Source organism: Aureimonas frigidaquae (assembly GCF_001463905.1).
Lineage (GTDB): Bacteria > Pseudomonadota > Alphaproteobacteria > Rhizobiales > Rhizobiaceae > Aureimonas > Aureimonas frigidaquae.
This window is the reverse complement of record NZ_BBWR01000020.1, coordinates 1-25,872: the sequence shown is the minus strand read 5'-3', so window position 1 is coordinate 25,872 and position 25,872 is coordinate 1. Positions and strand designations below refer to the sequence as shown.

Annotated in this window: 24 protein-coding genes; 9 read left to right on the top strand and 15 right to left on the bottom strand. The window is 67.9% G+C overall.

Going from position 1 to position 25,872, the window contains the following annotated elements; genetic code table 11:
• From AUL30_RS18835 to AUL30_RS18815, 5 genes are all read right to left on the bottom strand, one after another.
• On the bottom strand, positions 1-927 hold the full coding sequence (locus tag AUL30_RS18835) for a patatin-like phospholipase family protein (RefSeq protein ID WP_062229450.1): 927 nt from the start codon (positions 925-927) through the stop codon (positions 1-3).
• Between the two features lie 10 nt (positions 928-937).
• Positions 938-2,266 carry a M16 family metallopeptidase gene (locus AUL30_RS18830; RefSeq protein ID WP_062229449.1) on the bottom strand — a complete coding sequence of 443 codons (1,329 nt, stop codon included), beginning with the start codon at positions 2,264-2,266 and terminating at the stop codon, positions 938-940.
• 3 nt (positions 2,267-2,269) lie between these two features.
• Positions 2,270-3,748, bottom strand: a complete 1,479-nt coding sequence (locus AUL30_RS18825; protein ID WP_062229487.1) for a M16 family metallopeptidase — start codon at positions 3,746-3,748, stop codon at positions 2,270-2,272.
• 156 nt (positions 3,749-3,904) lie between these two features.
• Positions 3,905-4,462, bottom strand: coding sequence for a 16S rRNA (guanine(966)-N(2))-methyltransferase RsmD (rsmD, locus tag AUL30_RS18820; RefSeq protein ID WP_062229486.1), 558 nt, complete (start codon positions 4,460-4,462; stop codon positions 3,905-3,907).
• 12 nt (positions 4,463-4,474) lie between these two features.
• Positions 4,475-6,634 carry a pseudouridine synthase gene (locus tag AUL30_RS18815; protein WP_083508081.1) on the bottom strand — a complete coding sequence of 720 codons (2,160 nt, stop codon included), beginning with the start codon at positions 6,632-6,634 and terminating at the stop codon, positions 4,475-4,477.
• A gap of 131 nt (positions 6,635-6,765) precedes the next feature.
• Here AUL30_RS18815 and AUL30_RS18810 point away from each other — a divergent pair, with 131 nt between their 5' ends.
• On the top strand, positions 6,766-7,200 hold the full coding sequence (locus AUL30_RS18810) for a nucleoside deaminase (RefSeq protein WP_083508084.1): 435 nt from the start codon (positions 6,766-6,768) through the stop codon (positions 7,198-7,200).
• A 4-nt stretch (positions 7,201-7,204) separates the two neighbouring features.
• Here AUL30_RS18810 and AUL30_RS18805 read toward each other — a convergent pair whose 3' ends face one another.
• The 4 genes from AUL30_RS18805 to AUL30_RS18790 all read right to left on the bottom strand — a co-directional run bounded on the left by AUL30_RS18805 (position 7,205) and on the right by AUL30_RS18790 (position 12,980).
• Complete coding sequence (locus tag AUL30_RS18805) at positions 7,205-7,852, bottom strand: hypothetical protein (RefSeq protein WP_062229447.1); 648 nt, start codon at positions 7,850-7,852, stop codon at positions 7,205-7,207.
• A gap of 102 nt (positions 7,853-7,954) precedes the next feature.
• On the bottom strand, positions 7,955-10,915 hold the full coding sequence (gene ileS / locus AUL30_RS18800) for an isoleucine--tRNA ligase (RefSeq protein ID WP_062229446.1): 2,961 nt from the start codon (positions 10,913-10,915) through the stop codon (positions 7,955-7,957).
• A 230-nt stretch (positions 10,916-11,145) separates the two neighbouring features.
• On the bottom strand, positions 11,146-12,144 hold the full coding sequence (locus AUL30_RS18795; RefSeq protein WP_244490901.1) for a bifunctional riboflavin kinase/FAD synthetase: 999 nt from the start codon (positions 12,142-12,144) through the stop codon (positions 11,146-11,148).
• Positions 12,141-12,980: a TIGR01459 family HAD-type hydrolase gene (locus AUL30_RS18790; protein ID WP_062229484.1), complete on the bottom strand. Its 840-nt coding sequence runs from the start codon at positions 12,978-12,980 to the stop codon at positions 12,141-12,143. Before AUL30_RS18790 ends, AUL30_RS18795 begins: the two co-directional genes overlap by 4 nt.
• Positions 12,981-13,265: 285 nt before the next feature.
• On the opposite strand from AUL30_RS18790, the gene groES reads away from it, so the two are divergent.
• The 5 genes from groES to AUL30_RS18765 all read left to right on the top strand — a co-directional run bounded on the left by groES (position 13,266) and on the right by AUL30_RS18765 (position 17,737).
• Entirely contained in the window at positions 13,266-13,562 is a 297-nt protein-coding gene (gene groES, locus AUL30_RS18785; RefSeq protein ID WP_062229445.1) for a co-chaperone GroES, read from the top strand.
• Between the two features lie 75 nt (positions 13,563-13,637).
• Positions 13,638-15,272, top strand: coding sequence for a chaperonin GroEL (groL, locus tag AUL30_RS18780; RefSeq protein ID WP_062229444.1), 1,635 nt, complete (start codon positions 13,638-13,640; stop codon positions 15,270-15,272).
• Positions 15,273-15,462: 190 nt separating this feature from the next.
• On the top strand, positions 15,463-15,648 hold the full coding sequence (locus tag AUL30_RS18775; protein WP_062229443.1) for a CsbD family protein: 186 nt from the start codon (positions 15,463-15,465) through the stop codon (positions 15,646-15,648).
• 183 nt (positions 15,649-15,831) lie between these two features.
• Entirely contained in the window at positions 15,832-17,226 is a 1,395-nt protein-coding gene (fumC, locus tag AUL30_RS18770) for a class II fumarate hydratase (protein ID WP_062229442.1), read from the top strand.
• Positions 17,227-17,362: 136 nt separating this feature from the next.
• Positions 17,363-17,737: a DoxX family protein gene (locus AUL30_RS18765; RefSeq protein WP_062229441.1), complete on the top strand. Its 375-nt coding sequence runs from the start codon at positions 17,363-17,365 to the stop codon at positions 17,735-17,737.
• 33 nt (positions 17,738-17,770) lie between these two features.
• Here the strand turns inward: AUL30_RS18765 and hisG are convergent, their stop codons facing one another.
• The 4 genes from hisG to AUL30_RS18745 form a co-directional block, all read right to left on the bottom strand.
• Positions 17,771-18,472, bottom strand: coding sequence for an ATP phosphoribosyltransferase (gene hisG / locus AUL30_RS18760; RefSeq protein ID WP_062229440.1), 702 nt, complete (start codon positions 18,470-18,472; stop codon positions 17,771-17,773).
• Positions 18,469-19,617 (bottom strand): ATP phosphoribosyltransferase regulatory subunit, encoded by a 1,149-nt coding sequence (locus AUL30_RS18755; RefSeq protein ID WP_062229439.1) that lies wholly within the window; start codon positions 19,615-19,617, stop codon positions 18,469-18,471. The genes hisG and AUL30_RS18755 overlap by 4 nt, the downstream gene beginning before the upstream one ends.
• A gap of 3 nt (positions 19,618-19,620) precedes the next feature.
• Positions 19,621-21,156 carry a histidine--tRNA ligase gene (gene hisS, locus AUL30_RS18750; RefSeq protein ID WP_062229438.1) on the bottom strand — a complete coding sequence of 512 codons (1,536 nt, stop codon included), beginning with the start codon at positions 21,154-21,156 and terminating at the stop codon, positions 19,621-19,623.
• A 129-nt stretch (positions 21,157-21,285) separates the two neighbouring features.
• Positions 21,286-21,939: a DNA-3-methyladenine glycosylase I gene (locus AUL30_RS18745; protein ID WP_062229437.1), complete on the bottom strand. Its 654-nt coding sequence runs from the start codon at positions 21,937-21,939 to the stop codon at positions 21,286-21,288.
• Between the two features lie 181 nt (positions 21,940-22,120).
• On the opposite strand from AUL30_RS18745, the gene AUL30_RS18740 reads away from it, so the two are divergent.
• Positions 22,121-22,834: a DUF2927 domain-containing protein gene (locus AUL30_RS18740; RefSeq protein ID WP_062229436.1), complete on the top strand. Its 714-nt coding sequence runs from the start codon at positions 22,121-22,123 to the stop codon at positions 22,832-22,834.
• Between the two features lie 5 nt (positions 22,835-22,839).
• Here the strand turns inward: AUL30_RS18740 and dhaL are convergent, their stop codons facing one another.
• A complete protein-coding gene (gene dhaL / locus AUL30_RS18735; RefSeq protein ID WP_062229435.1) occupies positions 22,840-23,469 on the bottom strand; it encodes a dihydroxyacetone kinase subunit DhaL in 630 nt (209 codons plus the stop codon).
• On the bottom strand, positions 23,469-24,485 hold the full coding sequence (locus AUL30_RS18730; RefSeq protein ID WP_062229434.1) for a dihydroxyacetone kinase subunit DhaK: 1,017 nt from the start codon (positions 24,483-24,485) through the stop codon (positions 23,469-23,471). The genes dhaL and AUL30_RS18730 overlap by 1 nt, the downstream gene beginning before the upstream one ends.
• Positions 24,486-24,667: 182 nt before the next feature.
• Here AUL30_RS18730 and AUL30_RS18725 point away from each other — a divergent pair, with 182 nt between their 5' ends.
• A complete protein-coding gene (locus tag AUL30_RS18725) occupies positions 24,668-24,979 on the top strand; it encodes a hypothetical protein (RefSeq protein ID WP_157070319.1) in 312 nt (103 codons plus the stop codon).
• 145 nt (positions 24,980-25,124) lie between these two features.
• A complete protein-coding gene (locus AUL30_RS18720; protein ID WP_062229432.1) occupies positions 25,125-25,838 on the top strand; it encodes a L,D-transpeptidase in 714 nt (237 codons plus the stop codon).
• The last annotated feature ends 34 nt before the right edge of the window (positions 25,839-25,872 follow it).

Genomic DNA, 25,872 nt, shown 5'->3' with positions numbered 1-25,872 from the left:
CTATCCCTCGATGGGTGTGGAGGCGTTTTCACCATCGATCCGGTAATCGTGCAACTCGCACAAGGCGCCGATCTTGCGCTTCATTTCCTCGCGCAGGCCGGCGGTCTCGGCCAGGATGGTGCGCACGCGCAGGAAATCCAGGACGCGGTACCGGCTGACCGGCGGCGCCAGCACCAGGTCCGGCGGGGTACAGGTCAGCTTGGCCTGGATGATGGCGTGCATCATCAGTTGCGAAGCGCCGAACATCGCCTCGGTGGGTGTCGGCAGGGCGTTGGACGTCGCCATCGGCCCGCCCGTCACATCCACGGCGATGTTCAGATCGACCCGCCCGGTCAGCATGTCGAACGGCAGGGGATCGCAAATGCCGCCATCGATCAGGACGAGTCCCTCCCGGCGCACCGGACGGAAGATCGCCGGCAGCGCTGCGGAGGCGGCCACGGCGCTGAGAAGATCGCCGCTCTCCAGCGCCATGACGCGGCCGGCATAGAAATCCGTCGCGGTGACGGTCAGAGGGATGGAGAGTTCCTCGAAGCGGGCCGGCATCTCCAGCGGCAGGAAGGCGCCCACGACCCGTTCGGCATTGAGCTGGCCGAGCCGGAAGCCACCATCGGCCAGGAACTGCGAAAAGCTGCTCGGCCGCGTGCTCCACAGCCTTCCTGCCACCAGGCGTTTGTTGCCCAGCATGTCCAGCATGAACTCTTCGATCACACTGGCCGACAGGCCCGATGCATAGGCGGCGCCGATCAGCGCCCCGATGGAGGTTCCGGCGATGCGATCGGGCTTGATCCCCAGATCGTCGAAGGCATGCAGCGCGTGGATGTGGGCAAGCCCCCGCGCGCCGCCGCCGCCGAGCGCCACGCCGATGCGCGGACGCCCGGCCCGCGGCGCCGCCGCGTCCTCGACGATGGGCGCTACGGCTTCGTCCATGCGCGGGCCCTCAGCCCTCTCCCTGGCCGACCGTGATGATGGTCGGGTCCACATCGAGGAGCTTCTGCGCCATGGCCTTCACGTCCTCTGCGCTGACGGCGTCGATCAGCGCCTCGCGCTTGTCGATATAGTCGATGCCAAGCCCGTCGAGCTGGATTCCCACCAGCGTCGAGGCGATCGAAAGCGAGGATGACAGGTTCTGCACCGCATAGGCGCCCTTCACATAGGCCTTGGCCTTGGCCAGTTCCTCTGCATCGGTGCCGTCCTTGGCCAGGCGCGCCATCTGCTCGCGGATCACCGACACGCTTTCATCCGCGCGGTCCGCCCGCGTGGCGGTCGACGCCGCCAGGAAGGAGGCATGGTCGTAATCCACGAGGTAGGAGCCGACGCCATAGGCAAGGCCCCGCTTTTCGCGGACCTCTTCATAGAGGCGCGATGAGAAGGTGCCGCCGCCCAGTATGTGATTCATCAGATAGGCCGCGAAGAATTCCGGATCGTCGCGGGCAATGCCCGGCAGGGCGAACTGGATCGTCGTCTGCGGCACGGCCAGCTCGACATGGTCGCGGGCGCCCGTCACGGGCGTCACATCGGGCACGGCCACGAGCTCTGCCTTTTCGCGGAGCGGACCGAAGACCGCATCCAGCCGCTTGCCGAGTTCCTCGGCGTCGATGGCGCCGACGACGCCGATCACCAGATTGTCGCGCCCGAAGGCGGTATCGCGGTGGTGGCGCAGATCCTCCACCGTGACGGCCCGAAGGCTTTCGACCGATCCCTCCTGCGAGCGCGCATAGGGATGGTTCGGGAAGACGGTCTGCCGGAAGGCTTCGCCCGCCAGCGTGCCGGGATCGTTGCGGTTGGCGATGATGCCGGTTTCGATCTGGCCGCGGATGCGATCCACCGGCTCGGGGTCGAAGCGCGGTTCGTTAAGGGCGAGCCGCAGGAGATCGAAGGCGACGTCCGAATGTTCCACGATGGTGCGGAAATTGCCGCTGAAATTGTCATAGGTCGCGCTGAAGGACAGGCTGACGCCGAACTCGTCCAGCTTGGCCTGGAACGCCTCGCTCTCGATGTCGCCGGCACCCTCGTCCAGAAGCCCGGACAGAAGATTCACCGTTCCCTCGCGGCCCTGCGGGTCGGCCGTCGTGCCGGCGCCCTTGAAGGCGAAGCGCATAGCGATCAGCGGATTGGTATAATCCTCGACCAGGAGCGCGTGGATGCCGCCGGGGCTGGTGACCTCCTGGATCTCGATGGCGGCAGCGGGCGCCGCGCAGGCAAGGCCGCCGCACAGGGTCAGGAGCGCCAGGCCGCCCCGCATGAACTCACGTCGAAAACCGGTCATGCTTCAACCCTCCACGTCGGTCTTGGCCGGCATGGCCGGGGCCGCTTCGCCCGCGCCGGTGCCGCTGGCAGTGGCCGGATCGTCTCCGGCCGGCAGGAGATAGCCGATCACCCGTCCGGTTCCGTCCAGATAGTCCCGCGCCACCTGGCGCACATCGTCCACCGTCACGGCCTCGATCCTCTCTGGCCAGGCTTCCACATCCTCGATGGTCCGTCCCGTCGACAGGGCGACGCCGTAGCGGCGGGCCAGCGAGGTCTGGCTGTCACGCTGGTAGATGAGCGCGTTGCGCACGCGGTTCTTGGCCGCGGCAAGCTCGTCTTCCGTGATCCCATCCTTCACGATGGCGGCGAGCTGCGCGTCGATGGCGGCTTCGACCTGTTCCACCGTGGCATCGCCACGCGGTGTCCCGTAGGTGATGAACTGGCCTTCCATGAGCGAATCGCCCTGGTAATAGGCGCCGACGCCGGCGGCGATCGGGTTCTCGACCACCAATGCGCGGTACAGGCGGCTGGTGCTGCCGCCACCCAGCACGTCCGCCAGTATATCCAGCGCCTCGGACTGGTGCCCCTCTGCCAGCCGCTCGGACGGCACGACATAGGCGGTCTGGACGCTCGGCTGGGTGACGCGCGCATCGCGCAGCGTCACCGTGCGCTCCGTCAGCGCCTTGGGCTCACGCGGGCGGTTGCGCTCACCGGGTTCAGCGCGCCGCGCGACCTTGCCGAACGTGTCCTCTGCCAGCGTGCGGACCTGATCCAGCGTCACGTCGCCGGCCACGATGAGGGTCGCATTGTTGGGCGTGTAATACTGGTCATAGAAGGCGATGGCATCCTGGCGGGAAAGTTGCTCCATCTCCTCTTCCCAGCCGATGATCGGCGTGCCGTAGGGGCTGTTGACGAAAAGCGTCGCGCCCATGGCCTCGGCGAGCTGCGCGCCGGGATCGTTGTCGACCCGCATGCGGCGCTCCTCCAGGATGACGTCCCGCTCCGGCAGGACGGCCGCGTCGTCGAGGACGAGGTTCGTCATGCGGTCCGCCTCGAAGGCCATCATCTGGCCGAGCGCCGACACGGGCACCTGCTGGAAGAAGGCCGTGTAGTCGTAGGAGGTGAAGGCGTTCTCCTCTCCGCCGATATCGGAGACGGCGGCCGAGAAGTCGCCGGCCGGATGGGTCTTGGTGCCCTTGAACATCAGGTGTTCCAGGAAATGCGCAATGCCCGACACGCCGCGCGGCTCGTCGGCCGAGCCGATTTTGTACCAGACCATCTGCGTGACGACCGGCGCGCGATGATCGGGGATGACCACCACCTGCAAACCGTTGTCGAGCGTGAAGCTTTCGATATCCGGGCGCAGGGCCTCGGCCTTCTGCGCGGCGGCGTCCGTTTCCACGCTGGCGGTGGTCTGCGCCAGGGCCGCTGCCGGGGGCAGCCATGCCGGCACGAGGAACGCCGCCATGGCGATGGCTGGCAGTCTGGAGGCAACGGTCATCGTGTATCTCTTCTCCGAGAAGCTCTGCGTGCGGGTCACGATCAAGCGTGAGATATGTCCAATCCCCGGACGCCACGCAACTTACCGTCTCGTAAGGCTGGCCGTCTCGTAAGGCGGGCCGTCTTGTCAGGCTGGCCCTCCCGTCAGGCGGTATCGTCAGTCCTCCAGGCGCAGAAAGCGCAGGACGCTAGCGCCCATGTCCCGCTCGTCGACCGTGCGAAAGCCGGCCACTTCATCGAAGGGCGCGCCGCGCCCCTCCTCCAGCACCGCCAATGCGCCGGGCTTCAGCCAGCCACCGTCACGGGCCGCGGCCAGCGCCGCCTCTCCCAGGCGCCGGCCATAGGGCGGGTCGGCGAAGACGATGTCGAAGGGCTCGACCGTGCCGGCGGGGCCGAGACGCGTGGCATCGCGCCGGAAGACGCGGGTCCGGCCGGTCAGCCCCAGCGCCTCGATATTGGTGCGCAGCAGCCCCCGGCCTTCGACACCCTCCTCCACGAAGAGGCAGTAGCGCGCCCCGCGCGAAAGTGCCTCGAGCCCGAGCGCGCCGGTGCCGGAAAACAGGTCGAGAACGCGGCCATCCGACAGATCGAAGCCGATCCCGTGGTCGAGTATGTCGAACAGGCTGCCGCGATGCCGCTCCGATGTCGGGCGGATCGTGTCCGTCTTCGGCCCCGCCAGCGCGCGGCCGCGAAACTCCCCTGCGACGATGCGCAACATGGCGCGCCGTCAGCCCCGTGGGCTGCGCGGGCCGCGGGGGCCCGAGCGGGGGCCCGAGCGGGGCTTGTCGCCGTCCGGTCGCGGCCGGGACGGCCCCGCCCCTCGTGGTCCATCCTTTCGGGGCCCATCCTTGCGGAACCCGTCCTTGCGGGGGCCCTCGGAGCGTGGGCTGTCGGAGCGCGGGCCATATCCGCGCTCGCCGCCCTCACCATCCTTTTCCGAACGCTTGCGCGGACCGCCCGCACGTGCGCCGGGCGCCATCCAGACATTGGCCGCGCGGCGCGGTGCGCCGGCGCCGGGGCGCGGCGCCTTGCGCTCGGGCTTGTCGTCGGACCGTTCGAACCCTTTGCCGCCGGCACGCGCGGGCGCGCGCCGTTCATCGTCGCGCCCTTCGCGCCGGCCGGCCGGCCGGTCGTCGCGGCCCGGCCTGTCTTCGCGGCTGGGTCTGCCTTCGCGGCTCGGCCTGTCGCCGAAGCCACGCTTGTCGTCACGGCCCTGCCTGTCGGCGAAGCGCCCGCCTGCGCGGGTGCCCGGGCGTGACGTGTCGAGCCGCGACAGCGTCTCTTCACGATGGGCGGCGTCGGCGCGCTTGCGATTGGGGCGCACGCGCTCGCCCTCCGACCGGATCCATTCCTCACGCGGCGCGGCGCGGGACGACTCGTCGGGCTTGCGCTCGCTGCGCACAGGCTTGTTGGAGAAGGGGTTGACGATCGGCGCATCGAAATTGGCGCCCGCCTCTTCGATCAGGCGCTCGCCGAGCTGGTCGCGCAGGGTGCGGCCCTTGACCTCCATCACCGCGCCCTCGGCCAGTTCACCGAGCTGGAAGGGGCCGAAGGACAGGCGGATCAGGCGGTTCACGTCCAGGCCGAGATGGCCGAGAATACGCTTCACCTCGCGGTTCTTGCCTTCGCGCAGGCCGACCGTCAGCCAGACATTCGAGCCTTGGGAGCGGTCGAGCGTGGCCTCGATGGCACCGTAGAACACACCGTCGATGGCGATGCCCTGACGCAGCGCGTCGAGGTCTTCCTGCTTCACCTCGCCATGGGCGCGCACGCGGTAGCGGCGCAGCCAGCCGGTGGCAGGCAGTTCCAGCGTCCGTGCCAGCCCTCCGTCATTGGTCAGGAGGAGCAGGCCTTCCGTATTGATATCCAGCCGCCCGACGGTCAGGACACGCGGCATGTCTTCCGGCAGCCGGTCGAAGACGGTGGCCCGTCCCTCCGGATCGCGGTTGGTGGTCACCAGGCCCGCCGGCTTGTGGAACAGCCAGAGGCGGGTGCGCTCGATGGGCGGCAGCGGCACGCCATCCACCTCGATCACATCGGCGGCGGCCACGTCGATGGCCGGGCTTTGCAGGACCTGCCCGTTCAGGCGGACCCGCCCATCGGCGATCATGCCCTCGGCATCCCGGCGCGAGGCGATGCCCGCCCGTGCCAGGCGCTTGGCGATGCGCATCGTCTCTGTCTCGGGCGCGGGGCGGCGCGGTGCGGCGCGCTCCGTGCCCTCGCCACGGGCCGGGCGATCCCGCCCGCCCTCTGAACGTCCTCCCGGGCGATCGCGCCCGCCTTCCGAACGTCCGCCCGGTCGGTCCGAAAAACTGCGCGCACGCGGACGCGCACCATCGGCATTCCCCTCGCCGTCACGCGGGCCGGAGCGGCGGGGCGCCGCGCGCTCGGTGCCCTCGCCGCGGGTCGGGCGATCCCGCCCGCCCTCCGAACGTCCTCCCGGGCGATCGCGCCCACCCTCCGAGCGGCCGCCCGGTCGGTCCGAAAAACTGCGCGGACGCGGACGTGTGCCATCGGCATCGCCCTCGCCGGGCGTGATGCGGCCGTAGGAACGGGGCTTCTTGGGCGCGCCATCGGCATCGCGCCCGGCATGGGAGCGCATGCCGAAGCTGCGCGGCTTGAAGCCATCCGGCTTGCCCTCGCGCTTGCCCTCGCGGGTGGCCGGGCCGTCGCCGCCAGGGGCGCGGGGCTTGAAGGGGCCGGAGCGCCGCGCGTCCTTGCCCTCGCCGCCCGTGCCTTCCGCCCGCGGCTTGAAGGGCTTGCCGCGCTTGGCATCGCCGCCGTCGCGGCCAGCGCCGCCATCACGGCCGCCGCGCGCACCGCCATTCGATCCGGGCCGACGTTCACCGCCGCGCCGCTTGCCGTCGCGGCCTTCTTCGTCACTCATGCTGGTTCAATTCCATCTGGCATCCGGAAAGCGGTCCGGCAGGCGGACCGAGCTTCCCACAAAGGTTGAAAATGCACTATCAGGTCCAGGCCGCGCAAACGAGAGGGAACCGCGTGAAGGGATCCGAATTCATGGCAGCCGCCCTGGCCGAGGCGGAACTGGCGGCGGCCCGCGGTGAGGTTCCCGTCGGCGCCGTCATCGTGCTGGATGGCGTCATCCTGGCGCGGGCCGGCAACGAAACGCGAAGCCTGAACGATCCGACGGCGCATGCGGAAATCCTGGCCATCCGCCGCGCCTGTGCCGCCCTCGGCCAGGAACGGCTGACGGGCGCGGATCTGTATGTGACGCTGGAGCCATGCGCCATGTGCGCGGCGGCCATTTCCTTTGCCCGGATCCGGCGGCTCTACTTCGGCGCCGCCGATCTGAAAGGCGGCGGCGTGGAACACGGCGCGCGCTTCTACGCCCAGCCGACCTGCCACCATGCGCCGGAGGTCTATAGCGGCATCGCCGAACAGGCGAGCGCCGCGCTCCTGACGCGCTTCTTTGCGGACCGCCGCGGCGGCTGACGCATCAGAAGGGCAGCGCATCCCGAATGCGCGAGCCGAGCGTCTTGGTGCCACCGGCGCGCCGCTGCTTGACCTCTTCGTCCACACCCTGGTCGCCGACCGGGGCGGAGGCTGCAGGCTGGCGGTAGGCCGTAGGCGGCTCCGACAGGTAGCGCCGCTGATCGGGCGTGCCGTATTGGGTGGCTTGCACCGTCTTGGCCTGGCGTCCCTGGCGGCTCAGATCGCGCGGGTCGACCCAGCTCCCACTGTCGCCCAGGCGCGTATTGCCGCCGGCCGGCGGCTGCACGCCCGTGCGGTAATCGGCCGGCAGGGCGCCGTCGCCGGCGGTGGATTGCGCGGCGGCCAGGCGGCGGGCACGCTGGACCTCCGGGGAAACGGGCCAGTTCGGATCGTTGGCGGCGGAGGTCGCCTCACGCGGGGGCGGCAGACGCGTCAGATCGTTCGGCTTCACGAGGTCCGGGCGGGGCTGGTAGGCGATATCGGCCTTCTTGGTCGTGCTGCCCAAGGAGACGAGATTGTCGAGATCGCTCAGCAACTGCTCTCCCTGGGTCGCGCCCGTGCCGTAGGTCGGGCCGACACAGCCGGCGAGCGCGAACCCGCAGGCACCGAGCATGGCCAGACGGGTGGCGCGGCTTGCGATTGTCATGCTCATGAACGTCCGATCCTCGTTGACGACCCTTCGACAGCGAAAGGCCTCCTTACACGCAATTCCGGCGAAATTACAGAACCGCCGGCCACAATCAAAGGGTCACGGTCAGCCGACCGTCACCCCCGCCTCACGCAGCTCGCGCAGGGCCTGCGCATCCCGCGGGGTCACATCGGGAAACTCCGGATCGGAGCCCACCTCCGGTGAGATCTTCCAGGAGCGGGCGCATTTGCGCCCTTCCGCCATGCGGTTGACGACGGCGATGCCGGGCGTGTCCGCCAGCCGGAACGCATCGGCCGGTGCCGGATCCCGCGTCACGCTCAAGCCGCTGGTGATGGCGATCTCGGCGAAGTCGACCGAGCCGACCATCTCCGCCAGGGCCGCATCCTCGATATGGACGATGGGCGCCGCCTCCAGCGAGGAGCCGATCCGCTTGTCGCGGCGCTCCGCCTCCAGCGCGCCCGTCACGACGCGCCGCACGCGCCGCAGCCCGCGCCAGCGCTCGGCCAGCGCCTCGTCGCGCCAGTCCGCCGGAACGGGCCGGAACGATTCCAGATGCACCGAACGCGCCTCCGGGTACCGCTCCAGCCAGGCTTCCTCCATGGTGAAGGGCAGGAGCGGCGCCGTCCAGGTGACGAGCCGGTCGAAGATCTCCCGCACCACCTGCAGGGACGCACGGCGGCGCAAGGACGAGGGCGCGTCGCAATAGAGCGCGTCCTTGCGGATATCGAAGTAGAAAGCCGACAGCTCCACCACGGCAAAGTCCAGGAGCGCGCGGCTGATCCGCTTGAAGTCAAAGGCGTCGTAGGCGCGGTTGATGAGCGTGTCGAGCTCGCTCAGGCGGTGCAGCATAAGCCGCTCCAGCTCCGGCATCTCGCTCAAGGGAAGGGTTTGGCCCGTATCGTGCGCCAAGGTGCCGAGCATCCAGCGCACCGTGTTGCGCAGCTTGCGATAGGCATCCACATTGGTCTGCAGGATCGTCTTGCCGAGCCGCAGATCCTCCGAATAGTCCGAGGAGACGACCCACAGCCGCAGGATATCGGCGCCCGACTGGCGGATCACCTCCTGCGGGGTGACGATGTTGCCGAGCGACTTGGACATTTTCCGCCCGTCCTCGTCCATGACGAAGCCGTGGGTCAGCACGGCGTCGTAAGGCGCCCGGCCGCGCGTGCCGCAGCTTTCCAGGAGCGAGGAGTGGAACCAGCCGCGATGCTGGTCCGAGCCTTCCAGGTACAGGTCCGCCGGCCACTTCAGGTCGGGCCGCTGCTCGAGGCAGAAGGCGTGGGTGCAGCCGCTGTCGAACCACACGTCCAGAATGTCGCGCACCATCGTCCAGCGCGTGGCATCGTGCCCGTTGCCGAGGAAGCGTTCCTTGGCGCCCTCGGCGAACCAGGCGTCGGCGCCCTCCTGCCGGAAGGCGTCGAGGATGCGGGCGTTCACCTCTTCATCCTTCAGGATGGTGCCGGCCTCGTCCACGAAGACGCAGATCGGCACGCCCCAGGCGCGCTGGCGCGACAGGACCCAGTCCGGACGGTCGGCGATCATGCCGCGCAGCCGGTTCTGGCCGGTCGCCGGCACGAAGCGCGTGTCGTCGATGGCGCGCAGCGCCCGGTCGCGGAGCGTATCGCCGGCGCCGCCCAGATCCTTGTCCATATGGACGAACCATTGCGGCGTGTTGCGGTAGATGACCGGCTTCTTGGACCGCCAGGAATGCGGGTAGGAATGCTTCAGCCGGCCGCGCGCCACGAGCGTCCCCTGCGCGACGAGCGCGTCGATGACGCGCTGGTTGGCATCACCCTTGCGTCCCTTGTCGTCCAGGACGCGGGCCGCGCCTGCCGGGGCATCGGGGCCGAAGCCCGGCGCGTCGCGCGTGTAGAAGCCCTCGTCATCGACGGTGAAGGGAATGGTCGTATCGATGCCGCGCGCCTCCAGAGCGCGCCGCGCATCCATGAAGCCCTCGAAATCCTCCGTGCCGTGGCCGGGCGCGGTGTGGACGAAGCCCGTACCCGCATCGTCGGTCACATGCGCGCCGGTGAGGAGCGGCACTGGGAAAGAATACGGCTCGCCCGCGCCGGTGGCTGCACCCTCCGGGTGCCAGCCGCGCAGCGGATGATCGGCCAGAAGCCCGGCAAGCTCTTCGGCGGCAAGGCCGCGCAGCCGGGTATAGCCGCCCTCCGGCACCCGGCCCTTCGCCATGACCTCGGCCGCGAGCGCATCCGCCAGCACGTAGCGGTGGCCCTTGGCGGCCCAGCGGGGCGCTGCAGCGTCGTCCTCGGCCGTCACCTCGTAGAGCCCGTAGGAGACGGAGGGATTGTAGGTGATCGCCCGGTTGCCGGGGATGGTCCAGGGTGTCGTCGTCCAGATGACGACGGCGGCCCCCGCAAGGTCCCCGTCCGCACGGAGCGGGAAGCGCGCCCAGATCGTGTCGGACTCGTGGTCGTGATACTCGACCTCGGCCTCCGCCAGCGCCGTGCGCTCCACGACCGACCACATGACCGGCTTCGAGCCGCGGTAGAGCTGGCCGCTCATGGCGAATTTGAGGAGTTCGCCAGCGATCACCGACTCGGCGCCGAAGGCCATGGTGAGGTAGGGGTTGGCGAAATCGCCCTCCACGCCCAGCCGCCGGAACTCGGCCGACTGGACGCCCACCCAATGCGTCGCGAAGTCCCGGCATTCCTGGCGGAACTCGTTGATCGGCACCTCGTCCTTGTTCCGCCCCTTGGCGCGGTACTGCTCCTCGATCTTCCATTCGATGGGCAGGCCGTGGCAGTCCCAGCCCGGCACGTAATTGGCATCATAGCCGCGCATCTGGAAGGAACGTGTCACCACATCCTTCAGGATCTTGTTCAGCGCATGCCCGATATGGAGGTTGCCGTTGGCATAGGGCGGACCATCATGCAGGACGTATTTCGGCCGGCCGGCCGATTCCTGCCGCAGCGTGCCGTAGAGGTCCATCCCCTCCCAGCGTTCGATCCAGCGCGGCTCGGCCTCCGGCAGGCCGGCGCGCATCGGAAAGTCGGTCCGCGGCAGGTAGAGGGTGCTGGAATAATCGAATGCGTCTTGCGTCATCGTTCGGCTTTTCGTCGAAGCGCACCGGCGGCGGCATGTGCGGGGCGGCACGCGGGGTCAAGTTATGCGCGGGTTCTCGCGCAGGGCTGCTCATCCCGGCTCCGGACACCCGAACGGTTCAGCGGGGTCACGAGGCCGGGCCGGTAATTCGCCTGATGCGCAGAGTGGCAGGTCGAAAGGGCCGCATAGGCGCCTGTCTAGTCCATGACGCAGGGACGATAAAGCGAAATTCAGTTCCCGCCGCCGAATGACATGAGCGCATCGAGCGGCGACAGGGGCGTGGCCGCATCCAAGACGGCCCGCGCCTCGAGGCTGTCCTGGTCCATCTGCCGGACGAGTGCCTCCACCCCGTCGAACTGCAACTCGCCCCGCAGCCGGGCGAAGATCGAGACGCTGACATGCTCGCCATAGAGCTGGTCCGAAAAATCGAACAGGAAGGTTTCGAAGAGCGGCGCGCCGTCGTCGAAGGTCGGCCGCCGGCCGAAGCTCGCCACCCCCGGCAGCGGTGCCCCGCCGCCGGGACGCCGCAGGGCGACGGCATAGATGCCGTGCATCAGGATCGTATCGTCCGGGAGCGTCATGTTGGCCGTCGGATAGCCGAGCGTGCGGCCGAGCTTGCGGCCATGGACGATCTCACCCGCCACCATGAAGCGATAGCCCAGCAGCGCGTTGGCCCCGGCCATGTCGCCGGCTTCGATATCGGAGCGGATGCGGCTGGAGGAAACCAGCGCCCCGCCCTCGTCGTCGAAGGCGTCCACCACGCTCACGCCGAAACCGTGCGCGGCGCCCGCATCCCGCAGCGTCTGTGCCGTACCGGACCGCCTCGTGCCGTAATGGAAGTCGTACCCCACGACGACATGCGCCGCGCCCAGCGCATCGACGAGGCTGTCTGTCACGAAACTGTCGGCCGAGGCCGCCGCGAAGCTGCGGGTGAAATTCTGCTCCACCACGGCGTCGCAGCCGAGCGCCCCGAGGAGCTGCGCCTTGATCGGCGCCGGCGTCAGGCGCGCCACCGGCTGGTCCGGCCGGAAGACTGTGCGCGGATGCGGCTCGAAGGTCAGGCAGACGAGCGGCCGTCCCTCGCGCGTGGCGATGTCCCGGGCGTGGCCGATCACCGCCTGATGACCGCGATGGACCCCGTCGAAATTGCCGATGGCGACCACCCCGCCCCGCAAGGCGGGCGGCAGGTCACGCGCGGTCTCGCAGCGCAGGGGCCCGTTCAGGCTCACGAAAGCGTGCCGATCACATAGGTGGCCGACAGGCGCCGGCGCGCCAACTCCCCGGCCATGGCATCCATGTCCTGCGCAAACGGCGCGAGTTCCTCGGCATGGATGCCGTGCTCGACCAGCAGCACATCCGCCCCATAGGCGTTGGCCCCGCGAATGTCGGTGTTCAGCCCGTCGCCGATGCACAGGACGCGCCCGCCCGCCAGTTCCGAAGCGCGCGCCGCGACCTCGTAGATCGGGCGGTGCGGCTTGCCGGCAAAGAGCACCGTGCCGCCCATCCGCTCATATTCGGCGGCCAGCGCCCCGGCACAATAGATCAGGCGGTTGCCCCGGTGCACGACGACGTCCGGGTTGGCGCAGACCATTTCCAGCCCGCGGGCGGCGAAGCGCGACAGCATGTCGTGGTAATCGGCCGGCGTCTCTTCCTCGTCCCGGAACAGGCCCGTCGCCACGATGCGGCGGGCGGCCTCCTCGGGCACGAGGCTGACGCCGAGGCCGGAATAGATGTCGAGATCGCGCTCGGCGCCCAGATGGAAGATTTCGGGCACCCCCTCCCCGATCAGCGCGCGGGTCGCGTCTCCGGAGGTGACGATGACGTCATAGGCATCGCGCGAGAAGGTGAGCGCGTCGAGCTGCGCGCGAACCCCTTCGCCCGGGCGGGGCGAATTGGTCAGGAGCACGACGCGGGCGCCGGCCTGCCGTGCCGCCGTCAGCGCCGATTCCGCCTGCGGGCTCTTCACCTCGCCATTGTGGACGACACCCCAGACATCGCAGAAGACGACATCGTAGCCGCCCACGACCTGCGCCAAGCTTGCGATTCTCTGCGGTGTCGTGCTCATGCGGTTCATGCCCTGTCCATTTCTCCTGCCACCGGCGACGGCGATGGCCTACGTTCCGGGCGGCCGGGCGTCAACCATAAGGAACGGTGCGGAGGCCGTCCGCCCTCTCGTCGAGGGGCGAAAAGCTGCAAAAAACTTCGTATCCGCTCATTAGGCGTTCTTGACAGATCGAGGCCCTCGCACCTATCTCGGAGCCGTTAGCACTCCCCCCTGGTGAGTGCCAATCCATCCGGGCCGGAATGCCGAACGGGTTTCGGCCCGCCCTACAAGTGAAGGTTCGACGATATGGCTAACGTGAACTTCCGTCCCCTGCATGACCGAGTCGTCGTGCGCCGCGTGGAGTCCGAGAACAAGACCGCCGGTGGCATCATCATCCCCGACTCGGCCAAGGAAAAGCCCCAGGAAGGCGAAATCGTCGCCGTCGGCGCGGGTGCCCGCGACGAGTCCGGCAAGGTCGTTGCGCTGGACGTCAAGGCCGGTGATCGCGTGCTGTTCGGCAAGTGGTCCGGCACTGAGATCAAGATCGGCGGCGAAGACCTGCTCATCATGAAGGAATCCGACATCCTCGGGATCGTCGGCTGAATTCGCGCTAAACACGCTTCCCTTTAAAGCTTATACGGCGTGGCCCGATGGTGGAACGCCGGGGAGACAAGACAAATGGCAGCCAAAGAAGTAAAATTCTCCAGCGACGCGCGCGAAAAGCTTCTGCGCGGCGTCGACATCCTGGCCAATGCGGTCAAGGTCACGCTTGGCCCCAAGGGCCGCAACGTCGTGATCGAGAAGTCCTTCGGCGCTCCGCGCATCACGAAGGACGGCGTCTCGGTCGCCAAGGAAATCGAGCTCGAGGACAAGTTCGAGAATCTCGGCGCCCAGCTCGTGCGTGAAGTCGCCTCCAAGACGAACGACAAGGCGGGCGACGGCACGACGACGGCGACGGTCCTGACCCAGGCCATCGTCAAGGAAGGTGCCAAGGCCGTGGCCGCCGGCATCAACCCGATGGATCTGAAGCGCGGCATCGACCTGGCGGTCGAAGCGGCCATTGCGGACCTGAAGGCTCGTTCCAAGAAGATCTCCACCTCCGCCGAAGTCGCGCAGGTCGGCACGATTTCCGCCAATGGCGACAAGATCGTCGGCGAGAAGATTGCCGAGGCGATGCAGAAGGTCGGCAACGAGGGCGTCATCACCGTCGAAGAGTCCAAGGCGCTCGAGTTCGAACTCGAGACCGTCGAGGGCATGCAGTTCGATCGCGGCTACCTGTCGCCCTACTTCGTCACCAATGCCGAAAAGATGGTGGCCGATCTCGACAAGCCGTACATCCTCATCCACGAGAAGAAGCTCTCCAACCTGCAGGCCATGCTGCCGGTTCTGGAAGCTGTCGTTCAGTCCTCCCGTCCGCTGCTGATCGTGGCCGAGGACGTCGAGGGCGAGGCGCTCGCCACGCTCGTCGTCAACAAGCTGCGCGGCGGCCTCAAGATCGCTGCCGTCAAGGCTCCGGGCTTCGGTGATCGCCGCAAGGCCATGCTCGAGGACATCGCCATCCTGACGGGCGGCCAGGTCATCTCCGAGGATCTCGGCATCAAGCTCGAGAACGTGACGCTCGACATGCTCGGCACCGCCGAGAAGGTCCAGATCACCAAGGAGAACACCACGATCGTCGACGGCGCCGGCACCAAGGACGAGATCCAGGGCCGCGTTGCGCAGATCAAGGCGCAGATCGAGGAGACCACCTCGGACTACGACCGTGAGAAGCTCCAGGAGCGCCTGGCCAAGCTGGCCGGTGGCGTTGCGGTGATCCGCGTCGGCGGTTCGACCGAAGTCGAGGTGAAGGAGCGCAAGGACCGCGTCGACGACGCGCTCAATGCGACCCGCGCCGCGGTCGAGGAAGGCATCGTCCCCGGTGGCGGCACGGCTCTCCTGCGCGCCAAGAAGGCGGTCGAGCAGCTGACCAACGACAATCCGGACATCCAGGCCGGCATCAAGATCGTGCTCCGCGCGCTCGAGGCTCCGGCACGCCAGATCGCCGAGAACGCCGGCGTCGAAGGTTCGGTCGTCGTGAACAACGTGCTCGCGCAGGACGGAGCCTACGGCTTCGACGCCTACTCCGAGACCTATGTCGACCTGGTCCAGGCCGGCATCATCGACCCGACCAAGGTCGTCCGCACGGCCCTGCAGGATGCGGCTTCCGTGGCCGGCCTCCTGGTCACCACCGAGGCGCTGGTCGCCGAACTGCCCAAGGACAAGCCGGCCATGCCGGCGATGCCGGGCGGCGGCATGGGCGGCATGGACTTCTAAGTCCAACGCCTCGCTCAAGACAGAGGAAGGGGTCCGGTTTTCCGGGCCCCTTTTTCGTTGGTACGCCCCTTCGCAAGGCCGCTGGCGGAGATGACGGACTTGTAATCCTTTCCCGGGAACGAAACTCGCGCCCTCCCGTTGTAAGTCCCGAAACCGGCGCCGTGCCGGATTAATTCAGGAGTGACACGACATGGTCGACAAGAACGAGATCAAGGGTGGCGCCAAGGAAATCGGCGGCAAGATCAAGGAAGCCGCCGGCAAGGCCGTCGGCAACGATCGCCTCCAGGCGGAAGGTCTCGCCGATCAGGCCGAAGGCAAGACGCAGAAGAACTACGGCAAGGTCAAGGATGCCGTGAAGGACCAGGTCGGCCGCTGAAGCCAGCCTGCAATCCGGTTATCGAAGGGTCGCCCTGCGCTCGCAGGGCGGCCCTTTTTTTCGTCCCATGCCGGCCTGAACCGATTTTAAGGCCGCCCGGCACACTGCGGCAACTCGACTAGCCCGCCCCGATGGCGCATACCCCATTCCCGGACATCCAAGATTCTTCGGGAGCCATAGGGAATGACGAACACGCGACGCGAGACCGATTCCATCGGCGCCATCGAGGTGGCGACGGACCGTTACTGGGGCGCCCAGACGGAACGCTCGCTGATGAACTTCAAGATCGGCACCGATCGTCAGCCATTGCCGCTCATCCACGCGCTCGCCTTGGCCAAGAAGGCCGCCGCGCGCGTCAACGCCCGGCTGGGCAAGCTGGACCAGGCGCTGGCCGACGCCATCGAGACGGCGGCCGACGAGGTGATCTCCGGCAAGCTCGACGATCACTTCCCGCTGGTCGTCTATCAGACCGGCTCCGGCACCCAGACGAACATGAACGTCAACGAGGTCATTTCCAACCGGGCCATCGAGATGCTCGGCGGGGAGCTCGGCTCCAAGAAGCCGGTCCACCCCAACGACCACGTGAATATGGGCCAATCGTCCAACGACGTCTTCCCGACCGCCATGCACATCGCCACCGTGCTGGAAACGGGCCAGCGGCTGATCCCGGCCCTCGGCGCGCTGGAAGCGGCCCTGGACGCCAAGGCGCAGGAGTTCGCCCATATCATCAAGATCGGCCGCACCCACACGCAGGATGCGACGCCCGTGACGCTCGGCCAGGAATTTTCCGGCTATGCTGCCGCGCTGACCCTTTCGCGCCGCCGCATCGATGCGGCGCTGGACGGCGTCTACGCCCTGGCGCAGGGTGGAACGGCGGTCGGCACCGGCCTCAATTCGCCGGTCGGCTTCGACGTCAAGTTCGCCGAGGAGATCGCCTCCCTGACCGGTGCGCCCTTCCGCACCGCGCAGAACAAGTTCGAGGCCCTCGCCTCGCACGGGGCGCTGGCCTTCTTCCATGGCGCCTTGAACGCACTGGCGACGGACCTGTTCAAGATCGCCAACGATATCCGTTTCCTGGGCTCGGGCCCGCGTTCGGGTCTGGGCGAGTTGTCCCTGCCCGAAAACGAGCCCGGTTCCTCGATCATGCCGGGCAAGGTCAACCCGACCCAGGCCGAGGCGCTGACCATGGTGGCCGCGGAAGTCTTCGGGCACGAGACCACGGTCACCGTGGGGGCGAGCCAGGGCCATTTCGAGCTGAACGTCTTCAAGCCGGTCATTGCCAATGCCGTCCTGTCCTCCATCCGCCTCCTGGCGGACGGAATGGATTCCTTCCGCGAACATTGCGTGGAGGGCATCAAGGCCAATGAGGAGCGGATCCGCTCCCTGATGGAACAGAGCCTGATGCTGGTCACGGCGCTGGCCCCGACCATCGGCTACGACAATGCGGCGACCATCGCCAAGACGGCCCACAAGAAGGGCACCACCCTGCGCGACGAGGCGATCGCCTCCGGCTTCGTCACGCATGAGGAATATGATCGCATCGTCGATCCCCGCGCCATGACCCGGCCGGGCGAGTAAGCCCGTCGCATCAGCTCAGAGGGGGGCCGCGCAGGCCCCCTTCTTCCATGGCCCCGCGGAGCCCCTTTACGCGGCCCGGCAAGTCGGTCACGCTCCCGTGAGTTCGCAACGTCGAACTGAAAATCGGGGGATTGGCATGAACACGACCGTACTTCTGATTGGCCGCATCCTGCTTGGCCTGCTCTTCGTTCCCGCCGGCTTCGGCAAGCTGATGGGCGCGGCCGGCTTTGCCGGCTATCTCGGCAGCCTCGGCGTCCCTGCGCCTCTGGCCATGGCCTATCTGGTGGGTCTGTTCGAGCTCGTCTTCGGATTGATGGTCATTCTGGGCTTCAAGACGCGGCTTGCAGCCTTTCTGCTGGCCGGCTTCTGCGTCGTGACGGCCTTCATCGGCCACTGGGGCGATATGTCGGCGATCCTCAAGAACTTCGCGCTCGCCGGTGGCTTCCTCTATCTGGCGAGCTTCGGGGCCTACCCGCCGGCCGTCGACCGGGCGCCGACCAACCGCATCTGACGGAACGGGTGGCGGGGCGGCGCTGAACGAGCGTCAGCCCGCCACCGTGAATCTGGCGGCGATATCGGCGAGCGTCGCATCTTCCGCCGGACCAGTCCGGGCTGTCAGCGATTGCGCCAGGCAGGCCTGCGACGACAGGATCAGCCCGTCGGACAGGACGCGCAGGCGGTTGGCAGTCAAGGTGGAGCCGGTGGAGGTGATGTCGACGATGATATCGGCCGATCCGGCCGCCGGCGCCCCCTCCGTCGCGCCGAGGCTTTCGACGATGCGGTAGGTCTGGATGCCGTGGCTGCGCGTGAAGAAGCTTTGCGTCAGCCGCCAGTATTTGGTGGCGATCCGCATGCGGTGCCCATGCGCGGCGCGGAAGCTGCCGGCAACATCGCTCAGATCCTCCATCGTGGCGACATCGACCCAGCTGTCCGGCACCGCCACGACCACATCGGCATGGCCGAAGCCGAGCCGCGACAGGATGGCAAGGCGCCCGTCGAAATCCGGCAGGGTTTCCCGCAACAGGTCCTCGCCCGTGACGCCGAGGTGGATGGAGCCGCCGCGCAGCTCCCGGGCGATCTCGGAGGCGGAGAGGAGCAGCACGTCCAGCCCGTCGCAGCCATCGACCCGCGTGCGGTAGGATCGCGAATCCTCGTCCGGCCGCACGAAGATGCGGCGTTCCGCCAGCGCCTCGATGGTCTGATCCTTGAGCCGCCCCTTGGAGGGTATGGCCAGCGTGACGCTCATCGGGCGCCCTCCTCCAGCGTCAGCGCCATGCGCTGCGGCCAGAGCGCAAAGCCCACGGCCGGTATCGTTTCCGCAGCGCCGAGATAGGACACCAGCCGGTCATACCGGCCGCCGCCGGCCAGCGGCCCGTCCAGCCCCGGAGCGGATATCTCAAAGACCATGCCCGTATAATAGTCGAGCGCCCGGCCGAAGGCCGCCCGGTAGCGCAAGCCCGACAGATCGACCCCGGCAGCCGAAAGGGCGGCGTTGCGCGCCCGGAAGGCGGCCAGCGATCCGCCGAGATCGGTCCCGCTTTCGCGGCACAGGAGGTCGAGTGCGTCTACGCTGCGATCCAGCGTGCAGTCGATCGACAGAAAGGCGCGCAGGCGCTCCAGCACCGTGCGGTCGAGCCGCGTCTCGGCGACGGCCACCTTCTCCATCAGCCGTTCGGCGATCTCCTGCGGCGTGCGGCCCCGATGCATGGGCAGCCCGCCCTCCTCCATCCGGTCGCGGATTTCGTCCACGAGGGTGGCAAGATCGCCCGCGACGGCGAGTTCGTAGAGTTCGGCCGCCAGATTGTCGAGCGACACGCGGCCGCCCCCGGTGGCCAGCGCTTCCAGTGCCTGCCGCAGCCCGGCATCCTGCCCGAAGGTGCGGATCAGCCGCCGCTGCCAGCCGGATGGCAGACCGAGCGATTTGAGGAAGGCCTCGAACAGGGCCTGGTCCCCGACCACGGTGTCGAGCCGCCGGGCGTCGATGCCGCAGGCGCTGATCGCGGCAATGGCATCGGCAATGGTGCGCCCATCCGCGTGCGCGCGGTCGCCATCGCCCAGATCCTCGATGCCGGCCTGCGGATATTCGGACGGGCCGGACGCGTTCTGGCGGAAGATCGTGCCGCAATAGGCATAGCGGCGCGGCAGGCCCGCTCCCGCTGCGATGTGCGACAGGCAGACGGGGATGGTGAAATCCGGGCGCAGGCACAGGCCGCGCCCGTCCTCTCCCTTGGTCAGGAAGATGCGGCGGCGCAGCGCCTCGCCGGCCGTGTCCAGATAGGGGTCCGACGGCTGGAGGATGGGAACGTCCACCATGCCGGCGCCGACGCTGGCGAAGAACCGGCCGAGCCCGTCCTCCACCCACCGCAGCCCTTCGGCTTGCCGATCCGCCATGGCTCAGCCGTTCCGCCGCATGGCACGGTCGGCCGCATGGTCGGCCAGCATCTGGCGCACCCGGGCGACGAGATCCTGTTCGGCGACGCTGACCTGCGCGGGACGGGCCGCGCGCCAGGTGGCGTTGTCCTCGATCTGCGCCGACAGGCGCTTGCCCTCTTCCAGATCCTTCACCTGCACCACCCCGGCGGCCTTCTCGTCGGCGCCCTGGATGATGGCGAGCGGCGAACCCCGCCGGTCGGCATATTGAAGCTGCTTGCCGAACTGCTTGGGATTGCCCTGGAACACCTCGACCGCCACGACCGGCTGGCCGGGCCCGTTCAGCCCGGCCCGCAGCTCGGCGGCCAGGCGCTGGTAATCGGCCATGCGGTCGCGGTCCATCACCGTCACGACGATCGGGCCGGGCCGCTCGGCCGTATCGAGCCGGCCGAGATTGCGCAGCGCCGTCATGAGGCGCGACACGCCGATGGAAAAACCGGTGGCCGGGACGGGCTGGCTCATGAAGCGCGCCACAAGCCCGTCATAGCGGCCGCCGCCGCCGACCGAGCCGAACTGCACCTTCTGGCCCTTCTCGTTCACGACATCGAACAGGAGTTCGGCTTCGAAGACGGGGCCGGTATAATATTCGAGACCGCGCACCACGGACGGATCGATCAGCACCCGGTCGTCGCCGTAGCCGGCGGCAGCGGCGAGCGCGCGGATGGTCTCCAGCTCGTCGAGCCCCTCGGCCACGCGCGCATCGCCGCCGAAGGCGGCGCGCACGCCCTCGATCCGCGCAGCGCCCCCGGCATCGGCGAAGCCGAAGATCGACAGGACCCGGTCGATGGCATCCTGCGGCAGCTCCGCACCCTTGGTGAAGTCACCCTTGCCGCCGCCATCGTCACGCCGGCCGGGGCCGAGCAGCAGGCGCACGCCCTCGGCGCCGAACTTGTCGAACTTGTCGAGCGCCCGCAGAACCGTCAGCCGGCGGCTGCCATCCCCGGACAGGCCGATGGCATCCAGGATGCCGTCCAGGACCTTGCGATTGTTGACGCGCACCACATACTGGCCGCGCGGTATCCCGAGCGCTTCCATCGTGTCGGACATCATCATCGCCATTTCCGCATCCGCCGAAACGGACGGCGCGCCCACGATGTCGGCGTCGAACTGCATGAACTGGCGGAAGCGGCCGGGACCGGCCTTCTCGTTGCGGAAGACATAGCCCGCGCGGTAGCTGCGGTAGGGCTTGGGCAGGTCTTCGAAATTCTCGGCCACATAGCGGGCAAGCGGCGCCGTCAGGTCGTAGCGCAGCGACAGCCATTCCTCGTCGTCGTCCTGCAGCGAAAAGACCCCTTCATTCGGACGGTCGCTGTCCGGCAGGAACTTGCCGAGCGCATCCGTATATTCGAAGAAGGGCGTCTCGACGGGCTCGAAACCGAAGCGCTCATAGACGTTGCGGATGGTCGCCAGCATATCGTCCTGGGCGCGCAACTCGGCGGCGGTGCGATCGACGAAGCCACGCGGCTGGCGCGCCTTCACCCGGTTCTGCTTGGGGGACATGGGTCTTGAGACCTTTGGGCCTGTATATCGTCACGGAAGTTCTGCGGCAGGGTCTAAAGGATCGCTCCCCCCTCCGCAAGCACGCGCCCGTCCATGGGAAAACCCCGGACGGGCCGGCCTTTTCGGAGGTCAGCGCGGCCGCACGAAGGCCGCGCGTTCCGCCTCGCAGGGCTGGCGGCAGATGCAGCCCTCCACATGGTCGTTCACGAAACCCATGGACTGCATGAAGGCGTAGCAGGTCGTCGGCCCGACGAAGTTGAAGCCGCGCTTGCGCAGGGCCTTCGACATGGCGGCCGACTGGGGAATGACGGTGTTCTGCCGCAGCCAGGCCAGCGTCATCTGAACGGGACGCTCGGCCGCCGGCGGCTCGAAGGCCCACAGGAAGGCTGCGAGCGAGGACCCCGTCTCGTCCCGCAGGCGGATCACCGCCCGCGCATTGACAATGGCCGCATCCACCTTGCCCCGGTGGCGGATGATCCGCGCATCGGCGGCGATGCGCTCCGCGTCACCCTCTGTCAGCCGCGCCACGCGCTCGACATCGAACCCCTCGAAGAGTTCCCGGAAGGCCGGGCGTTTGCGCAGGATCGTGATCCAGGACAAGCCTGCCTGGAACCCTTCCAGGCACAGCTTCTCATAGAGCGCCCGGTCGTCCGAGACGGGGCGCCCCCACTCCGTATCATGATAGGTCTGGTAGTCGGGCGTTCCGGCCTGCCAGAAGCAGCGGGGCCTGCCATCCGGCCCAAGGACGATACCGTCGGCACATTGCGTCGATTCTGCGCTCATGCGGCGAGCCTAACCCATGCGCGGCATTCTGTTGAGATATCTCACGGGTGTGTTCGATGGCATTTGCGCAACGCCGCCGCGCCAAGATGGGGGCAATCTCCCGCACCGATTGCGCGGGCTCGCGCCTTCGCGCACAAGCATGGCCTCTGCAGCGCGTACCGCCTTTGGCGGAGGAGGCCCCATGGTTCGGCTTGCACCGATTGCCCGCGTCTGGATGCTGCTCCTGGCGCTGGCCGGACCGGGCGTCGCCGCGGACCTGCCGGACGATGCGGAACTCATCCGGGGCTTCGAGCGGATCGTCTTCAATGCCGAGATCGCAGGCCGGTTCAGCGATCCGAGCTTCGTCAAGAAGTTCGAGCGCCCCGTCCGGGTGGTCGTCGACAACACGGCCGCGCGGGATCGAACGGCAGCGGTGGCGCGCTTCGTGGCGCATATCGGCCTGGAGATCCCCAGGCTCGACATCGCCATGGCGCGGCCCGGGGAACGCGCGAACTTCACCGTCCATGTCGTCGATGCGGCCGATTACCAGCGCATGGGGCGGTGGGTGTATAAGAGCCCCTTCATGCGCGTACCGGGCCAATGCATCGTGCGGGCGCAGTATTCGCGCCGGGGCATCGCGCGGTCAGACGCCATCATCGTGTCCGATGCGGGCGAAAGCCTGTTCGACCGCTGCCTGATCGAAGAGGTTCTGCAAGGCCTCGGGCCGCTGGACGACAATCCCGACGCGCCGCAGAGCGTCTTCAACGATCGCTCCCGGATCAGCGTCCTGACGCGCTATGACAGGATCATGCTGACCATGCTCTACGACCCGCGCCTGAAAGCGGGGACGAGCCTTGCTTCAGCCCGCCCCCTCCTGCCCGTCCTGGCGCGCGATGCGCGCCGCGCCGTGCGCTGACGGCTTCAGGCCAGCCGCTTCCTGGCCCCGGCCGCCAGGGTGACAAGGATCAGCGCGCAGGATGTCGCCCCGGCATCGGGCGTTCCGCGCGAGCGCTCGCCAAGCCGGCTCGAGCGGCCGATCCGCGAGACCATGTCCGTCGTCGCATCGCGGCCCGCTTCCGCGGCCGCCGACATGGCGTCCAGCGCGGAGGCGAAATCTCCCTGATCGGCCGTGAAGGCGGTCACGCCCGGCACCAGCGCGTCGAGAAGCGTCTTGTCGCCGACCTGCGCTTCGCCGATCGCCATCACGCCATCCTGCCCGGCAGCGAGCATGGCGGCGAAGGCGGCCTTGTCGATCCTGTCCAGCCCGTCCACGGCGCTCGCCATATCGTCGAAGAACATGCCGTAAAGCGGGCCCATGGAGCCGCCGATCTCTCCCATCAGGACATCGGCCAGGACATGCATGGCGCTTGCCAGCGTGTCGTCGTCGGCGATGCGCTCGCGTGCGCGGGAAAAGCCCTTGGCCATGTTGTTGCCGTGATCGCCATCGCCGATGCGGCCGTCGATCTCGGACAGATGGGTACGGTTGGCAACGATGACGTCGGCGATCTCTCGGACGATCGCGCCGCCGCCCCGGTTCTGCAATTGCGACATTACTGGCCTCCCGTGGCCCGGACGCTCAGGCCGGGCGATTGCGCATCGGCATCGATCAGCGCGGCGAGCTCGTCGTCGAGCTTCATGACGGTCAGGGTGGCGCCGACCATTTCGAGCGAGGTGAAGTAGTTGCCCACGAAGGCGCGGTGCACCGCAACGCCGGCCTCGGCCAGACGCCGCTCGACCCGGTCATACAGGACGTAGAGTTCGTTCACCGGCGTCGCGCCCAGGCCCGAAAGGAGCACGCAGACCCGGTCGCCGGACGACAGGTCGTGATCGGAAAAGACGATGTCGAACATGCGGTCTGCCACGCGGTCGGCAGTCTCCAGCGCAACGACCTCCGTCCCCGGCTCCCCGTGATGGCCGATGCCGACCTCCATCGTGCCGGGTTCGATGGTGAAGTTCGGCCCGGAATTGGCCGGCAGGGTGCAGGGGCCGAGCCCGATGCCGACCGAACGTGTTGCGTCGATGGCCTTCTGGGCGGTGTCACGCACCTCGATGGCGCTGGCGCCGAGGGCGGCCTTGGCACCCCCGACCTTCCACATCAGGATTTCGCCGGCAACCCCGCGGCGCTTGGCGCGTTCGGATGGCGGGGCTGAGCAAACATCGTCGTTGGCGACGACGGTCAGGACCTCGATCCCTTCCTTGGCGGCCATGCGCTGCGCCATCTTCACGTTCATATTGTCGCCGGCATAATTGCCGTAGAGGACGCAGACGCCGGCGCCGCCATCGGCCACGCGGACCGCTTCCAGGAACGCCTTCGCGGTCGGGGACGAAAAGAGTTCACCCACCGCCACCGCATCCACCATGCCGCGTCCGACATAGCCGAGAAAGGCCGGCTCATGCCCGGACCCCCCACCTGTCACGATGCCGACACGCCCGCGCGCCGGCACGCCATGGGCCACGACGACGCGATCATTGTTCGGATGAAGCCGCACCAGGTCGCCATGCGCCTTGATGAAGCCGCGGACGGTTTCGTCCACGATATCGTCCGGATCGTTGACAAATCTCTGCATCGTCCCTCCCTTCCATTGCGGGGCCCGGTCCCATCGAGCCCTGGGACATGGCCCAAGGTCACGCGGATCGGGCCACTTCCGGTGAATGACATTTGTCACCGCATATCCGACATATGTCAATCGTGACTGCAATGTCATTCGGCCTTACAGCGCCGTTAACCCTTTTCCGGCACCTTCGCAGCATGAAACGAAGCGCCATCCCCATCTGCCTGTGCCTGACCTCTATGGTGGCGCCCGCTCATGCGCGCGACCGGGCCCCCGTCTTGCTGCCGCCAGAGGTGGTGGCGCAGCGAGTGCTGCAACTGTCGCCCGGGAGCGGGGTGTTTCCGGGCTACAGTCGGCCCCGGCTTGTGCCGGCCTATACCGGCCGTACCGTCATCCAGCAGAGAGGCGTTCCCATCGGCGTCGTCGATCGCTCGGGGCAAAGCCATCCCGTGGGTTCCTACGATGACGGGCGCGGCGGCCCCTTGCCGGAGCCTGTGGTCAAGGATTGAAAGCCGCCGCGGGCGATGTCGCAGGAATGCAACAGGCTCCGCCATTTCTCCGTGCGCACGCCGTCGTAAACGCAACTATAAGTGAGTAGTGCGCGTAAACTCCCGCAGGAACGGGGGCGTCGCCCCCGACGAGGGGGACTGAAGGATGATCCGCATTCGACTGGCTGGCGCCGTGCTCGTTTCGCTTGTCGCTCTGAGCGCAAGCCTTCCGGCGTCTGCGCAGACCACACGCTATTACGATCATAATGAGCAGCGCTGGAACGAAGGCGCGCGCACGACGCGCGCCATGCCCAAGCCCGACAGCCGTTTCCAGCGGACACCGGTGCTGATCTCCACGCAGGAGAAGCCGGGGACGATCATCATCGATACGGACCGCAAGTTCCTCTACCACGTGGAGCCGGACGGCAAGGCGACCCGCTACGGCGTCGGCGTCGGCAAGGACGGCTTCTCCTGGGGCGGGTCGATGCGCGTCGGCCGCAAGGCCGAGTGGCCGGGTTGGACGCCGCCGGCGCGTATGCGCGAGCGCGAGCGCGCCAAGGGGCGCATCCTGCCGGCCTATATGGCAGGCGGTCCCGACAATCCGCTCGGGGCACGGGCCCTCTATCTGTATCGGGGCGGCAAGGATTCGATGTTCCGCATCCATGGCACGAATCAGCCCTGGACGATCGGACAGAACATGTCGTCCGGCTGCATCCGCATGATGAACGAGGATGTCACCCATCTTTACGAGAATGTGGCGCCCGGCACGAAGGTCGTGGTGATCGGCCCCGGCGGCGCGGGGCGCGATGGCGTCTATGTCGAGAAGGCGGTCGGCCGCTACAAGCAGGCCGGCTTCCTGCAGAACATCTTCGGCGGCTGAGTAGGGCGCGGCGGGCGGCGGATCACTCCGCCGC

Bases quoted from the DNA above. Each gene is read 5' to 3' on its own strand.
- AUL30_RS18835 (WP_062229450.1), bottom strand. From the start codon at position 927: ATGGACGAAGCCGTAGCGCCCATCGTCGAGGACGCGGCGGCGCCGCGG.
- AUL30_RS18830 (WP_062229449.1), bottom strand. From the start codon at position 2,266: ATGACCGGTTTTCGACGTGAGTTCATGCGGGGCGGCCTGGCGCTCCTG.
- AUL30_RS18825 (WP_062229487.1), bottom strand. From the start codon at position 3,748: ATGACCGTTGCCTCCAGACTGCCAGCCATCGCCATGGCGGCGTTCCTC.
- AUL30_RS18815 (WP_083508081.1), bottom strand. From the start codon at position 6,634: ATGAGTGACGAAGAAGGCCGCGACGGCAAGCGGCGCGGCGGTGAACGT.
- AUL30_RS18810 (WP_083508084.1), top strand. From the start codon at position 6,766: ATGGCAGCCGCCCTGGCCGAGGCGGAACTGGCGGCGGCCCGCGGTGAG.
- AUL30_RS18805 (WP_062229447.1), bottom strand. From the start codon at position 7,852: ATGAGCATGACAATCGCAAGCCGCGCCACCCGTCTGGCCATGCTCGGT.
- ileS (WP_062229446.1), bottom strand. From the start codon at position 10,915: ATGACGCAAGACGCATTCGATTATTCCAGCACCCTCTACCTGCCGCGG.
- AUL30_RS18790 (WP_062229484.1), bottom strand. From the start codon at position 12,980: ATGAGCACGACACCGCAGAGAATCGCAAGCTTGGCGCAGGTCGTGGGC.
- groES (WP_062229445.1), top strand. From the start codon at position 13,266: ATGGCTAACGTGAACTTCCGTCCCCTGCATGACCGAGTCGTCGTGCGC.
- groL (WP_062229444.1), top strand. From the start codon at position 13,638: ATGGCAGCCAAAGAAGTAAAATTCTCCAGCGACGCGCGCGAAAAGCTT.
- AUL30_RS18775 (WP_062229443.1), top strand. From the start codon at position 15,463: ATGGTCGACAAGAACGAGATCAAGGGTGGCGCCAAGGAAATCGGCGGC.
- fumC (WP_062229442.1), top strand. From the start codon at position 15,832: ATGACGAACACGCGACGCGAGACCGATTCCATCGGCGCCATCGAGGTG.
- AUL30_RS18765 (WP_062229441.1), top strand. From the start codon at position 17,363: ATGAACACGACCGTACTTCTGATTGGCCGCATCCTGCTTGGCCTGCTC.
- hisG (WP_062229440.1), bottom strand. From the start codon at position 18,472: ATGAGCGTCACGCTGGCCATACCCTCCAAGGGGCGGCTCAAGGATCAG.
- AUL30_RS18755 (WP_062229439.1), bottom strand. From the start codon at position 19,617: ATGGCGGATCGGCAAGCCGAAGGGCTGCGGTGGGTGGAGGACGGGCTC.
- hisS (WP_062229438.1), bottom strand. From the start codon at position 21,156: ATGTCCCCCAAGCAGAACCGGGTGAAGGCGCGCCAGCCGCGTGGCTTC.
- AUL30_RS18745 (WP_062229437.1), bottom strand. From the start codon at position 21,939: ATGAGCGCAGAATCGACGCAATGTGCCGACGGTATCGTCCTTGGGCCG.
- AUL30_RS18740 (WP_062229436.1), top strand. From the start codon at position 22,121: ATGGTTCGGCTTGCACCGATTGCCCGCGTCTGGATGCTGCTCCTGGCG.
- dhaL (WP_062229435.1), bottom strand. From the start codon at position 23,469: ATGTCGCAATTGCAGAACCGGGGCGGCGGCGCGATCGTCCGAGAGATC.
- AUL30_RS18730 (WP_062229434.1), bottom strand. From the start codon at position 24,485: ATGCAGAGATTTGTCAACGATCCGGACGATATCGTGGACGAAACCGTC.
- AUL30_RS18725 (WP_157070319.1), top strand. From the start codon at position 24,668: ATGAAACGAAGCGCCATCCCCATCTGCCTGTGCCTGACCTCTATGGTG.
- AUL30_RS18720 (WP_062229432.1), top strand. From the start codon at position 25,125: ATGATCCGCATTCGACTGGCTGGCGCCGTGCTCGTTTCGCTTGTCGCT.